This window comes from Streptomyces gilvus (assembly GCF_022513565.1).
In the GTDB taxonomy this organism is placed as follows: Bacteria; Actinomycetota; Actinomycetes; order Streptomycetales; family Streptomycetaceae; genus Streptomyces; species Streptomyces gilvus.
On sequence record NZ_JAKWBE010000031.1, the window covers coordinates 19069 to 33719 of the forward strand.

14 protein-coding genes are annotated in these 14651 nt (G+C 71.0%); 3 read left to right on the plus strand and 11 right to left on the minus strand.

Features of this window, described 5'->3' with window-relative positions; all coding sequences use genetic code 11:
• Nucleotides 1-93 precede the first annotated feature (93 nt).
• Together MKW14_RS33490 and MKW14_RS33495 are read right to left on the minus strand one after the other, a co-directional pair.
• Nucleotides 94-2010, minus strand: coding sequence for an AMP-dependent synthetase/ligase (locus tag MKW14_RS33490; protein WP_240869289.1), 1917 nt, complete (start codon nucleotides 2008-2010; stop codon nucleotides 94-96).
• A gap of 208 nt (nucleotides 2011-2218) precedes the next feature.
• Nucleotides 2219-4177, minus strand: coding sequence for an AMP-dependent synthetase/ligase (locus MKW14_RS33495; RefSeq protein WP_240869292.1), 1959 nt, complete (start codon nucleotides 4175-4177; stop codon nucleotides 2219-2221).
• Nucleotides 4178-4445: 268 nt separating this feature from the next.
• Between MKW14_RS33495 and MKW14_RS33500 the strand changes: the two genes are divergently transcribed.
• Both MKW14_RS33500 and MKW14_RS33505 read left to right on the plus strand, forming a co-directional pair.
• Complete coding sequence (locus MKW14_RS33500; protein ID WP_240869295.1) at nucleotides 4446-5744, plus strand: 3-oxoacyl-ACP reductase; 1299 nt, start codon at nucleotides 4446-4448, stop codon at nucleotides 5742-5744.
• A complete protein-coding gene (locus MKW14_RS33505) occupies nucleotides 5717-6589 on the plus strand; it encodes a MaoC family dehydratase (protein WP_240869298.1) in 873 nt (290 codons plus the stop codon). The genes MKW14_RS33500 and MKW14_RS33505 overlap by 28 nt, the downstream gene beginning before the upstream one ends.
• 128 nt (nucleotides 6590-6717) lie before the next feature.
• Here MKW14_RS33505 and MKW14_RS33510 read toward each other — a convergent pair whose 3' ends face one another.
• The 7 genes from MKW14_RS33510 to MKW14_RS33540 all read right to left on the minus strand — a co-directional run bounded on the left by MKW14_RS33510 (nucleotide 6718) and on the right by MKW14_RS33540 (nucleotide 11578).
• On the minus strand, nucleotides 6718-7380 hold the full coding sequence (locus MKW14_RS33510; RefSeq protein ID WP_240869302.1) for a TetR/AcrR family transcriptional regulator: 663 nt from the start codon (nucleotides 7378-7380) through the stop codon (nucleotides 6718-6720).
• A gap of 50 nt (nucleotides 7381-7430) precedes the next feature.
• On the minus strand, nucleotides 7431-7739 hold the full coding sequence (locus MKW14_RS33515; protein WP_240869305.1) for a DUF4229 domain-containing protein: 309 nt from the start codon (nucleotides 7737-7739) through the stop codon (nucleotides 7431-7433).
• Between the two features lie 90 nt (nucleotides 7740-7829).
• Nucleotides 7830-8354: a GNAT family N-acetyltransferase gene (locus tag MKW14_RS33520; RefSeq protein ID WP_240869307.1), complete on the minus strand. Its 525-nt coding sequence runs from the start codon at nucleotides 8352-8354 to the stop codon at nucleotides 7830-7832.
• A gap of 16 nt (nucleotides 8355-8370) precedes the next feature.
• On the minus strand, nucleotides 8371-9018 hold the full coding sequence (locus MKW14_RS33525; protein WP_240869310.1) for a UdgX family uracil-DNA binding protein: 648 nt from the start codon (nucleotides 9016-9018) through the stop codon (nucleotides 8371-8373).
• Nucleotides 9019-9121: 103 nt separating this feature from the next.
• Nucleotides 9122-10285: an aminofutalosine synthase MqnE gene (gene mqnE, locus MKW14_RS33530; RefSeq protein WP_240869311.1), complete on the minus strand. Its 1164-nt coding sequence runs from the start codon at nucleotides 10283-10285 to the stop codon at nucleotides 9122-9124.
• A gap of 79 nt (nucleotides 10286-10364) precedes the next feature.
• On the minus strand, nucleotides 10365-10820 hold the full coding sequence (locus tag MKW14_RS33535) for an Lrp/AsnC family transcriptional regulator (protein WP_240869314.1): 456 nt from the start codon (nucleotides 10818-10820) through the stop codon (nucleotides 10365-10367).
• A 74-nt stretch (nucleotides 10821-10894) separates the two neighbouring features.
• Nucleotides 10895-11578 carry a UbiX family flavin prenyltransferase gene (locus MKW14_RS33540; RefSeq protein ID WP_240869317.1) on the minus strand — a complete coding sequence of 228 codons (684 nt, stop codon included), beginning with the start codon at nucleotides 11576-11578 and terminating at the stop codon, nucleotides 10895-10897.
• Nucleotides 11579-11670: 92 nt separating this feature from the next.
• On the opposite strand from MKW14_RS33540, the gene MKW14_RS33545 reads away from it, so the two are divergent.
• A complete protein-coding gene (locus MKW14_RS33545) occupies nucleotides 11671-12276 on the plus strand; it encodes a rhomboid family intramembrane serine protease (RefSeq protein ID WP_240869322.1) in 606 nt (201 codons plus the stop codon).
• Here the strand turns inward: MKW14_RS33545 and mqnP are convergent.
• The gene (gene mqnP, locus MKW14_RS33550; protein ID WP_240869324.1) at nucleotides 12266-13168 is read right to left on the minus strand and encodes a menaquinone biosynthesis prenyltransferase MqnP; all 903 of its coding nucleotides are present in this window, start codon (nucleotides 13166-13168) and stop codon (nucleotides 12266-12268) included. The genes MKW14_RS33545 and mqnP overlap by 11 nt on opposite strands.
• Nucleotides 13165-14619: a menaquinone biosynthesis decarboxylase gene (locus tag MKW14_RS33555; RefSeq protein ID WP_240869327.1), complete on the minus strand. Its 1455-nt coding sequence runs from the start codon at nucleotides 14617-14619 to the stop codon at nucleotides 13165-13167. Before MKW14_RS33555 ends, mqnP begins: the two co-directional genes overlap by 4 nt.
• Nucleotides 14620-14651 lie beyond the last annotated feature (32 nt).

A 14651-nucleotide genomic window follows, 5' to 3' on the forward strand; every position in this document is an offset into this window, starting at 1 on the left:
GGTTTCGTACAGCAAACGTATGCCACTCGCCCAGCGAAACTCAAACGTTTCGTTGGCGCCGCGCGGAGTGTGGGGCCGGTCACACGCGACCGCTCAGCGCGCGTACAGCCCCTCCACCTCCGCGGCGAAGTCCCGGAGCACGACCTCCCGGCGGAGCTTCATCGACGGGGTCAGATGCCCCTCCTCCTCGGTGAAGTCACGGGGCAGGACGGCGAACCGCCGGATCGACTCGGGTCTCGACACCAGCTTGTTCGCCTCGTCCACCGCCCTTTGCAGGACTTCCGTCAACTCCGGGTCGTCGACCAGGAGTTCCGGCGGGACGGGGTGTTTGCCGTTCATCCGGCGCCAGTGGCTGAGGCCGTCCATGTCGAGGGTGATGAGCGCCGCGATGTAGGGACGGCGGTCGCCGACGACCATCACCTGGGAGATCAGCGGGTGTTGGCGCAGCCAGTTCTCCAGCGGGGCCGGGGCCATGTTCTTGCCGCCCGCGGTGATCAGGATCTCCTTCTTGCGGCCGGTGATGGTCAGATAGCCCTCGTCGTCCAGGCGGCCGATGTCCCCCGTGGGGAACCAGCCGTCGGTCTGCGAGGGGATCACGCCACCGCCGTGCGGGTCCCAGTAGCCGCGGAAGATCTGACCGCCGCTGAGCAGGATCTCGCCGTCGGCCGCGATCCGCACCCGGGTCCCGGGCAGCGGCCAGCCCACCGTGTCCAGCCGGGGTTTGAGCGGCGGGGTGACGGTCGCGGCGCCGGTCGACTCCGTGAGACCGTAGCCCTCGTAGATCTCCATGCCCGCGCCCGCGTAGAAGGCGGCCAGTCGGCGGCCGAGTGGGGAGCCGCCGGAGATGATGTGCCGGATCCTGCCGCCCATGGCGTTGCGGATACGGCGGTAGACCAGCGGGTCGTAGAAGGTGCGGGCCGCCTTCAGGGCCGCGTTCGGGCCCGAGCCGGTGCCGGCGTGCCGGGCCTCGGTCGCCTCGGCGTGCCGGACGGCCACGTTGACGGCGCGGTCGAAGACGGAGACCCGGCCGCCGCTCTCCGCCTTGGCCCGTGCGTTGTTGAAGACCTTCTCCAGCATGTAGGGGATGACCAGCAGGAAGGTCGGGCGGAAGCCGGCCAGGTCGGCCAGCAGGTCCTCGGCCTGCAGACTCGGGGCGTGGCCCAGGCGCACCCGGGCGCGGACGCAGGCGATCGCCACCATGCGCCCGAAGACGTGCGACATCGGCAGGAAGAGCAGGGTGGAGGGGTCGTCCGCCTTCGACTTGAAGATCGGGTAGAGCAGCTCGATCGCGTTGTCGACCTCGGACAGGAAGTTGCCGTGGGTGAGGACGCAGCCCTTGGGGCGGCCGGTGGTGCCCGAGGTGTAGATGACCGTGGCGAGCGTGTCGGGCACGAGCATCCCGCGCCGCACGCCGACCTCCTGGTCGGGGACGGGCTGCCCGAGTTCGGCGAGCCGGTCGAGGTGGCCCTTGTCGACGATCCACATGTGCCGCAGGTCGGGCAGCCGGCTCAGCTCCGGGCCGAGGGCCGCCGCCTGCTCCGCGTTCTCCGTGACGAGGGCCACCGCGCCGGAGTCCTGGAGGATCCAGCGGGTCTGGAAGACCGAGGAGGTCGGGTAGATGGGGACGGTCACCAGGCCGGCCGCCCAGGCCGCGAAGTCCAGGAGCGTCCACTCGTAGATCGTCCGCGCCATCACGGCGATCCGGTCACCGGGGACCAGCCCCTCCGAGATCAGCCCCTTGGCCAGGCCCAGCACCTGCCGCGCGAACTCCGCCGCGGTGACGTCCGTCCAGCCGCCGTCCTCCGCGCGGCGGCTGAGGACGCGGGCGTCGGGCGCCGTGTCCGCGTTGTCGAACGGCAGGTCGGCGAGCGAGCCGTGTGTGGGCGGCGGCACGAGCGGGGGCACCGACGTCTCGCGTACCTCGCCGTCCAGCCGGCGGAGCTCCGGCTCGACGAGCTGGGGCACGCCGTCGTAGTCGGACGCGGAGGGGTAGGGCACGGACACGGACATGGCAGCTCTCCTGGGGCGTGCAGCTCGGTACCGCTCTGCAGTGGTACGTGCGGTGCGTACCGAGTTGTTCACCGGCGGTGCGTGGCCGGGATGTTACCCCGGGTTACAGCAGAAAGGATACGGCTCGGGCATGGCGAGTTCGTGATGATCCGGAGATGCTCCGGGGCCGGGGATGTGCAACCTTTACGGCAACGTGAACCTCCCTCAGCTATCGGACACCCTGACCTCCCTGGCCATAGGGGTCGTAGAGCTGCTCGATCTCCTCCTTGAACTCCTCGGCTATCGCCTCCCGGCGTAGCTTCATCGAGGGGGTCAGGTGACCGGAGTCCTCCGTGAAGTCGACGGGCAGGACGGTGAAGCGGCGGATGGACTCCGGGCGGGAGACCAGCTTGTTGGCCTCGTCGACGGCCCGTTGCAGGACCTGGTGCAACTCCTCGTCGTCCAGCAGCAGTTCGGCGGGGACCGGGTGCCTGCCCCGCATCCGGCGCCAGTGGTTGACGCCCTCCATGTCGAGGGTGACCAGGGCGCCGACGTAGGGGCGGGCGTCGCCGACCACCATGACCTGGGAGATCAGCGGGTGTTGGCGGAGCCAGTTCTCCAACGGGGCCGGGGCGACGCTCTTTCCGCCCGCCGTGATCAGCATCTCCTTCTTGCGGCCGGTGATGTGGAGGTAGCCGTCGTCGTCCAGCCGACCGATGTCGCCGGTGGCGAGCCAGCCGTCGGCGGTCGCGGGGACGACCCCGCCGGCGTTCGGGTCCCAGTAGCCGCGCAGGACATGACCGCCGGCCAGCAGGATCTCGCCGTCGGCCGCGATACGCACCTTCGTGCCGGGCAGCGGCCAACCGACCGTGCCCAGACGGGGTTTGAGGGGCGGGGAGACGGTGGCCGCGCCCGTGGTCTCGGTGAGCCCGTAGCCCTCGTAGACCTCGATGCCCGCGCCCGCGTAGAACGAGGCGAGCCGGCGGCCCAGCGGGGAGCCGCCGCAGATCATGTAACGGACCCGGCCGCCCATGGCGTTGCGGATACGGCGGTAGACCAGCGGGTCGTAGAAGGCGCGGGCGGCCTTCAGCGCGGCGCCCGGGCCGGGGCCCGTGCCGGACTGGCGGGCCTCGCGCGCCTCGCCGTAGCGACAGGCGACGCCCACCGCGCGGTCGAAGACGCTCACCCGGCCGCCGGTCTCGGCCCGCGCGCGGGCCGCGTTGAACACCTTCTCCAGCATGTACGGGATCGCGACGAGACAGGTCGGCCGGAAGCTCGCCAGGTCGGGCAGCAGCTCCTCCGACTTCAGGCTCGGCGCGTGCCCGAGCCGCACCCGGGCCCGTATGCAGGCGACGGCCACCATCCGGCCGAAGATGTGCGACATCGGCAGGAAGTGCAGGATCGACGCCTCTTCGCTGGTCCGGGCGCGGAAGACCGGGTAGAGCAGCTCGACGGCGTTGTCGACCTCGGCGAAGAAGTTGCCGTGCGTGATCGCGCAGCCCTTGGGGCGGCCGGTGGTGCCCGAGGTGTAGACGATCGTGGCCAGCGTGTCGGGGCCCAGCATCCCGCGCCGTACGGCCACTTCCTGGTCCGGCACCTGTGCGCCGCGCTCCCCCAGGCGCTCCACATGCCCCTTCTCGATGACCCACAGGTGCCGGAGGTCGGGCACGCGGTCCAGTTCGGGGCCGAGGGCCGCGGCCTGGGCGCCGGTCTCCGTCACCAGGGCCACCGCGCCGGAGTCCTGGAGGATCCAGCGGGTCTGGAAGAGGGAGGAGGTGGGGTAGATCGGCACGGTGACCAGGCCACAGGCCCAGGCGGCGAAGTCCAGGAGCGTCCACTCGTAGACGGTGCGGGCCATGACGGCGACGCGGTCGCCCGGGGTCAGACCGGTCGCGATCAGTCCCTTCGCCGTGACCAGCACCTCGGCGGCGAACTCGGCGGCCGTCACGTCCGTCCACGTGCCCGCCTCGGTACGGCGGCTGAGGACCCGGTCCTCGGGGGCGGTACAGGCGTTGTCGAAGGGCAGGTCGGCGAGCGAGCCGTGGCGCACCGCCGGGACGAAGGGCGGTACGGAGACCTCGCGCACCTCTCCGTCCAGCCGGCGGACGGCGGGCTCCACGAGGACCGGTGTGCCGTCGTACGCCGTGGAGTGGACCACCAGGTCGGCGGGCGGGTGCGAGGTGGACACGGGCGACTCCAGATGTTCAACCCAGCTGCCCTGCGGGGGAGTTGTCGCAGGTCAAGGGGAGGAGATCGTACGGTGCCTGCGTGATGGTCCGGTGAGGGTACGGGGGTGGTCCGGCGGTGGGCGTGCGTCAGGGATGTGCAAGGTCGTCGCTTTTCATGCCGAAAGGACGTTACCGGAGGGTATGTTGAACATTTTTCACCTCCCCACCTGCTATTACCTCGGGTAACCTGACTCTGGAGTAAGCAGCTGTCGCTTGGGGAGACTGGACATGGCCGACCGCTATCTGCGCTTCGCCGGCACCGCGCCCGGCCGCTTCCTGACCCGCCGGCTCGGGCTGCCGCGACCGGCGCCCCTGCACCGCTGGTCGCCCGGACGCCCCGCGCTCACCGGGGGGCTGCTGGCCCTCACCACCGGCAAGTCGGACCTCGACCTCTCCCCCGTCCTCGCCCGCACCGGCCTGCCCGAGAGCGACGGCGCACCGGCCGCGGTCGTCCTGGACGCCACCGGGGTGCGGGACGTCGAGGCGCTCGCCGAGGTGCACGCGGCGCTGCACCCGGTCGTGCGGTCGGTGGAGAGCAGCGGCCGGATCGTCGTCCTGGGCGCGCCACTCGACCCCACGGACCATCACCAGGCCGCCGCCCAACAGGCGTTGGAGGGCTTCGTCCGCTCCCTCGGCAAGGAGATCGGCCGCGGCCGGACGGTGAACCTGATCCGCCTGACGGACGCGATGGCGGCGGAGTCGACCCTGCGCTTCCTGCTCTCGCCCAAGTCGGCGTATGTGAGCGGGCAGGTGATCGGGGTGGGTGCGGACGCGGACGTCGCCGTGGACTGGGACCTGCCCCTCGCCGGTCGAACCGCGCTCGTCACCGGTGGGGCGCGGGGAATCGGGGCGGCGGTCGCCGAGACGCTGGCCAGGGACGGGGCCCGGGTCGTCGTACTCGATGTGCCGCGGGCCGAGGAGGATGCCCGGCGGGTGGCCGAGCGGCTCCATGGGAGGGCGCTCGCGCTCGACATCACCGCGCCCGACGCGGGGGCGCGGATCGCCGACGCCCTGCCCGACGGGCTGGACGTGCTGGTCCACAACGCCGGGATCACCCGGGACCGGCGGCTGGTCAACATGCCCGCCGAGCGGTGGAGTTCGGTGCTCGACGTGAACCTCGCGAGCGTGCTGCGCACCACGGACGCGCTGCTCGACGCCGGGACGCTGCGGCGCGGCGGGCGGATCGTCGCCACCGCCTCGATCGCCGGGCTCGCGGGCAACGCGGGGCAGACGAACTACGGCGCGAGCAAGGCGGGCGTCGTCGGACTGGTCCGCTCGCTCGCGCCCCGCGCCCTCGCCGAGCACGGGGTGACCGTGAACGCGGTGGCGCCCGGGTTCATCGAGACGACGATGACGGCCGCGATCCCCCTGTTCATCCGGGAGGCGGGCCGGCGGATGAACTCCCTCGCCCAGGGCGGACTTCCGGCCGACGTCGCCGAGACCACCGCCTGGCTCGCGCATCCGGCGTCCGGCGCCGTCAACGGCCAGATCGTCCGCGTATGCGGCCAGAGCCTGCTGGGGGCGTGATGTCCCTCGTCCTCACCGGCTCTCCTTCCCTGCCGCCCCTGCTCGCCCGGGGCGCCCTCCTGTCACCCTTCAAACGGCCGAGCCCCGACGCGGAGTTCCCGCGCACCCGCCTCGTCCTGCCCGGCCTGCGCGTCGACCTCGCGCGGCTGGCCGCCTACGAGCGGGTCTGCGGCTTCGCGACCGGTAACGACGCCCTGCCCCTGACCTATCCGCACGTCCTGGGCTTCCCGCTGGCCATGCGGCTGATGAGCGACCGCGGCTTCCCGCTGCCGCTGCTCGGCCTCGTCCACACCTCCGTCGACATCACCCGGCGCCGGCCGCTCCCGGCCACCGGCGCGTACGAACTCGCCGTCCACGTCGGCGGTCTCGAGCCGCACCGGCGCGGCACCGAGGCCTCGGTGATCACCGAGATGCGGGACGGCGGGGAGGGCGGGGACGTCGTGTGGGAGTCGCGCAGCACGTATCTCGCGCGGCACCGCACGCACGCCGAGCCGTCCGCCGAACGGGCCGAGCGGGCCCCGCTTCCCGCGCTCGCCGAGTGGCGGCTGGCCGGGGACGTCGGGCGGCGGTACGGGGCCGCGTCCGGCGACCGCAACCCCATCCACCTCCATCCCCTCACCGCCCGCCTCTTCGGCTTCCCGCGCGCCATCGCGCACGGCATGTGGACCGTGGCGCGCTGCCTCGCCGCGCACGGGTCGCCGGACGCGGTGCGGGTACGGGCGGAGTTCCGGGCGCCGGTCCTGCTGCCGGGGACGGTGACGTACGGGGCGGAGGGCGGCCGGTTCGAGCTGCGCGGAAGCGGTGACCGGGTGCACGTGAGCGGACGGGTGGAGCCGCTGCCCTAGTGCCGGCCGCGGCTGACGCTGACCCCGCCGATCAGGCCCCACGCGTCGATATGGACCGATTGCGCCCCGAGCCCGCCCTCGCGCCGCTGCTCGCGGGGACCGGCGTGGACGTCGTCGACGCCGCCGCGTCACAGGGCGGGCTGCTCCGCCTCCTGCGGGGGTGACCAGGGCCGGCCCTCCATCAGGTTGCCGAGCCCGGCCCAGGCGAAGTTCATCAGCGTGGCCGCGGCCTGCCGCGCGGTGACGCCGGGGGTCGCGTTGGCCCAGGCCGCGAGGGACTCGGCGGCACCGACCAGCGCCTCGGCGAGCCCCGCGACCTCGCCCTCGGCCAGATCGGGATCCCGGTGCGCCTCCCGCGCGGCCACCACGATCAACTGCGTCACGAACGCGACGAGTTCCTCCCGCATCGCCGCCACCTCGGCCGCGAACGGCTCACCGTGGGTACGGGCCTGCAGATGCAGCACGGCCCAGCCGTCCGGGTTCCGCGCGGTGTGCGTGAAGAACGCCCGCAGCCCTTCCCACAGTTGCCGGTCGACGGGCAGCTCCGGCCGCACCCCGGCCCGTACCGCCTCCGTCAGCGCCTTCGCCTCACGCCGGATGCACGCGGTGAACAGGTCTTCCTTCGAGTTGAGGTACAGATAGACCAACGGCTTGGACACACCCGCCAGTTCGGCGATCTCGTCCATCGACGCGGCCATGTACCCACGCTGCCCGAAGGTGCGCACGGCGGCGTCCAGCATCTGCTGCTCCCGCACCGCCCGCGGCATCCGCTTGGTCTTCACGGCACCCATGCCGCACAGCGTAGTTGGGACCAAGCGTGTGCAAACCCCGCGTGACGGGCTTACGACGTCTGCGGTGCCTGCCCCTGGGAGCGGGCGGCGTCGTCCGCGTCGTCCTCCTGGGCCGCGTTCGCCTCGAAGTTCGCCTTCATCCGGTCGACCCGCTCGACGACCTTGACCGAGGCCCGGTCCCGCTCCTTGCGCAGGACGACGAAGCTGATGGGGGCCGAGATCAGCAGGGCGAGCAGGACCATCCAGATGCCGTTGGAGGCGCCGAAGCCGCGCGGGACGATGCCGGTGTAGACGAGACCCCAGACGACCACGAAGCAGCCCGCGAAGATCCCGAGGCGCATCAGCGTGTAGCGGAGCATCTCAATCCACTCTTCCGTCAACGGTGCGAACATTGCCAAAGGGCACCGTCCAGTGAAGCACGTCAGGTACCCGATCTTGCAGGCGGGGGCTCAGCGCAGCGGCAGCAGCATGATCACGTCGTCGCGGTCGTCGCCCGGTGCCACCCGGATCGCGCCGGGGACGCGGCCGACCTCCTTGTAGCCGCAGGAGGCGTAGAACCGCTCCAGCCCGAGGCCGCCCCGGCAGGTGAGCCGGATCGCCTCGATGCCGTCGAGTCCGCAGGCCGCGTCCTGTGCGGCGGCCAGCAGGTCACGGCCGTACCCCTTGCCCTGGTGGCGGGGGTGGACCATCACCGTGTAGAGCCACAGCCAGTGGGTCATGAGCCGGTGCGTGTTGAGGGTGAGGAAGGCGGTGGCGGCGACCCGTCCGTCCTCGTCGTGCCCGACGAGGAGCCGGGTGCGGCCCTCCGCCATCGCGACCATGTGCCGGACCAGCTCCGGCCGGATCGTCTCCGCCGTCACCGGCGGCACGAACCCGACGGAACCGCCGGCGTTGGACACGTCCGTCCACAGGTCGAGGATGCCGTCGCGGAGGTCGGGGGTGACGGCCGGGTCGAGAGTGAAAGTAAGGGACACGCGGGTATCGTAACCCTTACGCCAGGACGCGCGCCGCGACTTTCAGATCCGCTACGAGACCTTGGTACGCCGACTCCCGATCGTCCGAGCGCAGGACGGACGACGGATGAACGGTGGGCACCAGCCGCTCCCGCCGGCCGTGAACGTCCTCCTCCAGCACCGTCCCGCGCACCTGCGTGACCCGGAACGACGACCCCAGCAGCGCCTTGCCCGCGGTGGCCCCGAGCACCACGATCAGCTCCGGCTCCACGACGGCCAGCTCGGCGGCCAGCCACGGCCCGCACGCCGTCATCTCGCGCAGCGTGGGCGCCTTGTGAATGCGCCGCTTACGGGGCTCGGCCTGCGTGAACTTGAAATGCTTGACCGCGTTGGTGACGTAGGCGTCCCCCGGATCGATGCCGGCGTCCGCGAGAGCCCGGTCGAGAAGCTTCCCGGCAGGCCCGACGAACGGCTTCCCCTGCCGGTCCTCCTGATCCCCGGGCTGCTCCCCCACCAGCATCACGCGCGCGTGAGCGTTGCCGGCGCCGAAAACGGTCTGAGTGGCGTCACGGTGCAGGGGGCAGCCGCGGCAGCCTGCGGCGGCCCGCCGGAGGGCGGACAGCCCACCCCGGTCAGGAACGAACGGCTCTGCGGTAAAGCCCTCCTCGGGCGCCTTCACAGCCATGCGGCGACGAGTACCCCCTCAGGGGCGCGGGGATGTATCGGTATGCGGCTCCGCCGCGTGAGCGCGACCAGCCCCCACGCGCCGGCACCCGCCTGCGACCCGCTCAGACCCGCATCGGCTGCGGCGCTTCCCTGCGGGCCGGGTCCGGGCCCTCGTACTCCCTGATGATCTCGTAGCGGGTGTTGCGTTCCACCGGGCGGAAGCCGGCGTCGCGGATCAGGTCCAGGAGGTCCTCGCGGGTCAGTTTGTTCGGGGTGCCGAAGTTGTCCGCGTCGTGGGTGATCTTGTACTCGACGACCGAGCCGTCCATGTCGTCCGCGCCGTGCTGGAGCGCCAGCTGCGCGGTCTGGACGCCGTGCATCACCCAGAAGACCTTGACGTGCGGGACGTTGTCGAAGAGGAGGCGGGAGACCGCGAAGGTCTTCAGGGCCTCCGCGCCCGTCGCCATCTGCGTACGGGCCTGCAGGCGGTTGCGGACCTTGCCGTCCTTCATGTCCACGAAGTCGTGCTGGTAGCGCAGCGGGATGAAGACCTGGAAGCCGCCGGTCTCGTCCTGCAGCTCACGCAGGCGCAGCACGTGGTCGACGCGGTGGCGCGGCTCCTCGATGTGGCCGTACAGCATGGTGCACGGGGTCTTCAGACCCTTCTCGTGCGCCAGGCGGTGGATGCGGGACCAGTCCTCCCAGTGGGTGCGGTGGTCCACGATGTGCTGCCGGACCTCCCAGTCGAAGATCTCGGCGCCGCCACCGGTGAGGGACTCCAGGCCCGCGTCGATCAGCTCGTCGAGGATCTCGGAGGCCGACAGGCCGCTGATCGTCTCGAAGTGGTGGATCTCCGTGGCCGTGAAGGCCTTGAGCGAGACGTTCGGGAGCGCCGCCTTCAGTTCCCGCAGCGAGCGCGGGTAGTAGCGCCACGGCAGGTTCGGGTGCAGCCCGTTGACGATGTGGAGCTCGGTGAGGTTGTCGCTCTCCATCGCCTTCGCGAGCTTCACCGCCTCCTCGATGCGCATCGTGTACGCGTCCTTCTCGCCCGGCTTGCGCTGGAAGGAGCAGTAGGCGCAGGAGGCCGTGCACACGTTGGTCATGTTGAGGTGCCGGTTGACGTTGAAGTGGACCACGTCACCGTTCTTGCGGGTGCGCACCTCGTGGGCGAGGCCGCCGAGCCACGCCAGGTCGTCCGACTCGTACAGCGCGATGCCGTCCTCGCGGGACAGCCGCTCACCGGAGCGGACCTTCTCCTCCAGCTCGCGCTTGAGCCCGACGTCCATGCCACACCCTTTCCACGACAACTCGCCCCACCGTACTCCCCCACCCTCCGGGCGGGGGGACCCCCATACGGCCTGCGGCCTAGACCTGTTCCGGAAGCTCACCCACCCGGTTCTCCCACTTCGTGGACAGCACGATCGTGGTACGGGTCCGGGACACGCCCTTCGTCCCGCTGAGCCGCCGGATGATCTTCTCCAGGCCGTCCACGTCGTTCGCCCGCACCTTGAGCATGAACGAGTCGTCGCCGGCGATGAACCAGCAGTCCTCGATCTCGCTGAGCTCCTTCATCCGCTGCGCCACGTCCTCGTGGTCGGCCGCGTCGGAGAGGGAGATCCCGATCAGCGCGGTGACGCCGAGGCCGAGCGAGGCGGCGTCGACGGTGGCGCGGTAGCCGGTGATGACACCGGCCGCCTCCAGCCGGTTGATGCGGTCGGTGACGCTGGGCCCCGACAGTCCGACGAGGCGCCCCAGCTCCGCGTACGAGGCCCGGCCGTTCTCCCTCAGGGCCTGGATGAGCTGCCTGTCCACCGCGTCCATGCGATCGATGCCTTCCGCTGAAAAAGTTCCCGAGTGATGAGAGGTAGTACGAGGTGCTCAAAGGTGCCGGCGCCCTAGTCCCCGCTGTGGCCGCCGCCCAGGTCGCCCTTCCAGCGCCGGTACAGGCAGTGCCCGACGCCCGCCGCGTCCAGCACTCGCCCGGCGACGAAGTCCACCAGGTCCTGGATGTGCGTGGCGCCCGCGTAGAAGGCGGGCGAGGCGGGGACCACGGTGGCGCCCGCGTCGTCGAGGGCGACGAGATGGCGCAGCGTCTGGCCGTTCAAGGGGGTCTCCCGTACGGCCACGACCAGCGGCCGGCGCTCCTTCAGTGTGACGCCGGCGGCGCGCTGGAGCAGATCCTTGGACAGCCCGAGCGCGACACCGGCCACGCACGCCGTGGAGGCCGGCACGATGAGCATGCCCTTGACCGGGTACGACCCCGAGGACGGGCCCGCGGCGAGGTCCCCGGCGGACCAGTACCGCACCGCGCCGACGTCCACGGTGTAGGTACCGGGCTTTCCGTCGGCGCCCCGTGTCAGCCATTCCCGCAGGTCCTCACGCCAGTGCGCGTCCCGGAACGAGATCCCCGTCTCGTCCAGGAGGGTGAGCCGGGAGGCCCGGCTGACGACCAGGTCCACGCTCTCTCCGGCGTCGAGCAGCGCACGCAGCACCGACGCGGCATATGGCGTGCCGGAAGCGCCGGACACCCCTACGATCCAAGGTGTACGCGGCGTCTCTCCTGGCTTGACTGGGTCCACGAGACCGAGCCTATCCGGCGGCGCGGGGTGGGAACCGGTCGAGGGGGCTCGGCCGTTGTCCGTAGGGGTCGGGCGGATCGTTGGGGGACGGCATGTCGGGTACGGAGTTCGAGTGGTCGCGGGGTGAGCGGGCGAAGGCCGCGGCCAAGCTGATGGTGGGCTGGGTCGCCCTGCTGTGGCTGCTGGAAGTGGTCGACGTGGTCAGCGGCCACGCGCTGGACGGTCTCGGCATCATGCCGCGCCGGGCTTCGGAGCTGGTGGACATCGTCCCGGCCGCGTTCATCCACTTCGGCTTCGCCCATGTGGCCGCCAACACCGTGCCGCTGCTGGTGATGGGCTTCCTCGCGGCGCTGGGCGGACTGCGCCGGTTCGCCGCCCTCTGCCTCGTCATCATCGTGGCCGACGGGCTGGGCGTGTGGCTCATAGCCCCGGACCACACCAACACCGCGGGCGCGTCCGGCCTGATCTTCGGCCTGTTCGGCTTCCTGTTGGTCAGCGGCTTCGTCGAGCGCCGTCCGCTGGGCGTCCTGGTGGGCCTGCTGATCGGCGCCGTCTGGGGCACGTCGATCCTCCTGGGCCTGTCCCCCCTGCAGACGGGCGTCAGCTGGCAGGCCCACCTGATAGGCCTGGCCACGGGAGTCGGCACGGCGTTCTGGTTCCGCCGCCGCCCCGCGACGCCCCGCGCACTCACACAGTGAGGCCGCGCACCAGCAGGTCCAGCAGCGCGCACACGAACAGGGCGATGCCGATGAAGCCGTTGACGCTGAAGAACGCGCGGTTGAGGCGGGACAGGTCGTGGGGACGCACGATCGAGTGCTCGTAGACGAAGGCGCCCGCGACGATCATCAGGCCGACCCAGAAGAACCCGCCCGCGTCCGTCACCACCGCGTACCAGACGAGGAGGGTCATGGTCAGCAGGTGACAGACCCGCGCGCCCCGGATGGCCGCCGGGATGCCGAAGCGGGCCGGGACCGACATGACGCCGATCTCGCGGTCGGTCTCGACGTCCTGGCAGGCGTAGATCAGATCGAAGCCGCCGATCCAGATGCCCACGGCGAGGCCGAGGATCACCGCGTGCCAGTTCCAATCGCCGCTGATCGCGAGCCAGCCGCCGATCGGGCCCATGGCCTGGGCGAGACCCAGGATGGCCTGCGGGAAGTTCGTGAACCGCTTGCCGTAGGGGTAGACGACCATCGGGACGACCGCCACCGGGGCCAGCGCGAGGCACAGCGGGTTGAGCAGCGCCGCCGAGCCGAGGAAGACGACGACCGCGATGAGGGCGCCGGTCCAGGCGTGCTTCACCGACATCGCGCCGGTGACCAGCTCGCGCTGGGCCGTGCGCGGGTTCCGGGCGTCGATCTCCCGGTCGATGATCCGGTTCACGGCCATCGCGAACGTCCGCAGGCCCACCATGCAGATGGTGACCAGAAGCAGCCGCCCCCAGTGGATGTTCTTGTCCCACTCGTACATCGCGGTGAGCGCGGCGATGTACGCGAAGGGCAGGGCGAACACCGAGTGCTCGATCATCACCAGGCGCAGAAACGCCTTGGTGCGTCCTGGCTGCGGGATCGCGGCGGAGGCGCTGCTCATGAAAGGCCGTACTCCTTCCAGCGGCGGTCGACCTTCGCCGCCGTATCCGGGTCGGACAGGACCATGTCGGGCCAGCCGCCGTCGCGGGTGTAGCCCTCCTCGGGCCACTTCCTCGTCGCGTCGATCCCGGCCTTGCCGCCCCAGAACTGCTGGTAGGAGGCGTGGTCGAGATGGTCTACGGGGCCTTCGACGACGCTGAGGTCGCGGGCGTAGTCGGTGTTGCCGAGCGCGCGCCACGCGACCTCGTGCAGGTCGTGGACGTCGCAGTCGGAGTCCACGACCACGATCAGCTTCGTCAGGGACATCATGTGTGCCCCCCAGATCGCGTGCATGACCTTCTGGGCGTGCTTGGGGTACTTCTTGTCGATCGAGACGATCGCGCAGTTGTGGAAGCCGCCCGCCTCGGGCAGGTGGTAGTCCACGATGTCCGGCACGATGATCTTCAGGAGGGGCAGGAAGAAGCGTTCGGTCGCCCGGCCGAGGGGTCCGTCCTCCGTCGGGGGCCGGCCCACGACGATCGACTGCAGCAGCGGCCGCTTCCGCATGGTCACGCAGTCGATCCTCAGCGCGGGGAACGGTTCCTGCGGGGTGTAGAAGCCGGTGTGGTCGCCGAAGGGGCCCTCGGGGAGCATCTCGCCGGGCTCCAGCCAGCCCTCGATGACGACCTCCGCCTGCGCCGGCACCTGCAGCGGCACCGTCTTGCAGTCCACCATCTCGATCCGCTTGCCGGCGATGAACCCGGCGAAGAGGTACTCGTCGATGTCGCCGGGCAGCGGGGCGGTGGAGGCGTACGTCACCGCGGGCGGGCAGCCGAAGGCGATCGCGACCGGCAGCCGCTCGCCGCGCCGGGCCGCGACCTGGTAATGGTTGCGGCTGTCCTTGTGGATCTGCCAGTGCATGCCGATGGTGCGCCGGTCGTGCCGCTGGAGCCGGTACAGGCCGAGGTTGCGGATCCCGGTCTCCGGGTCCTTGGTGTGGGTCAGGCCCAGGTTGAAGAAGGAGCCGCCGTCCTTGGGCCAGGTGAACAGCGCGGGCAGCCGGTCGAGGTCGACGTCGTCCCCGGTGAGGACGACCTCCTGCACCGGCGCGTCCTTGACCTTCTTCGGCGGTACGTGCGTCATCGAGCCGAGCTTGCCGAAGGCCTCGCGCACCCCGACGAACCCGTGCGGCAGTTCGGGCCGCAGCAGACCGCCGATCTTCTCGCTGATCTCGCCGTACGACTTCAGGCCCAGGGCCTTCAGCAGCCGCCGGTCGGTGCCGAAGACGTTCATCGCGAGGGGCATGGCGGAGCCCTTCACGTTCTCGAAGAGCAGCGCCGGTCCCCCGGACTTCTGCACCCGGTCGACGATCTCCCCGACCTCCAGGTAGGGGTCGACCTCGGCCTTGACGCGCTTGAGGTCGCCCTCGCGTTCCAGGGCCCTGAGCAGGGAGCGAAGATCGTCGTAAGCCATGGGTCCCAGTATCGGCCACCCGCTACCCTGAC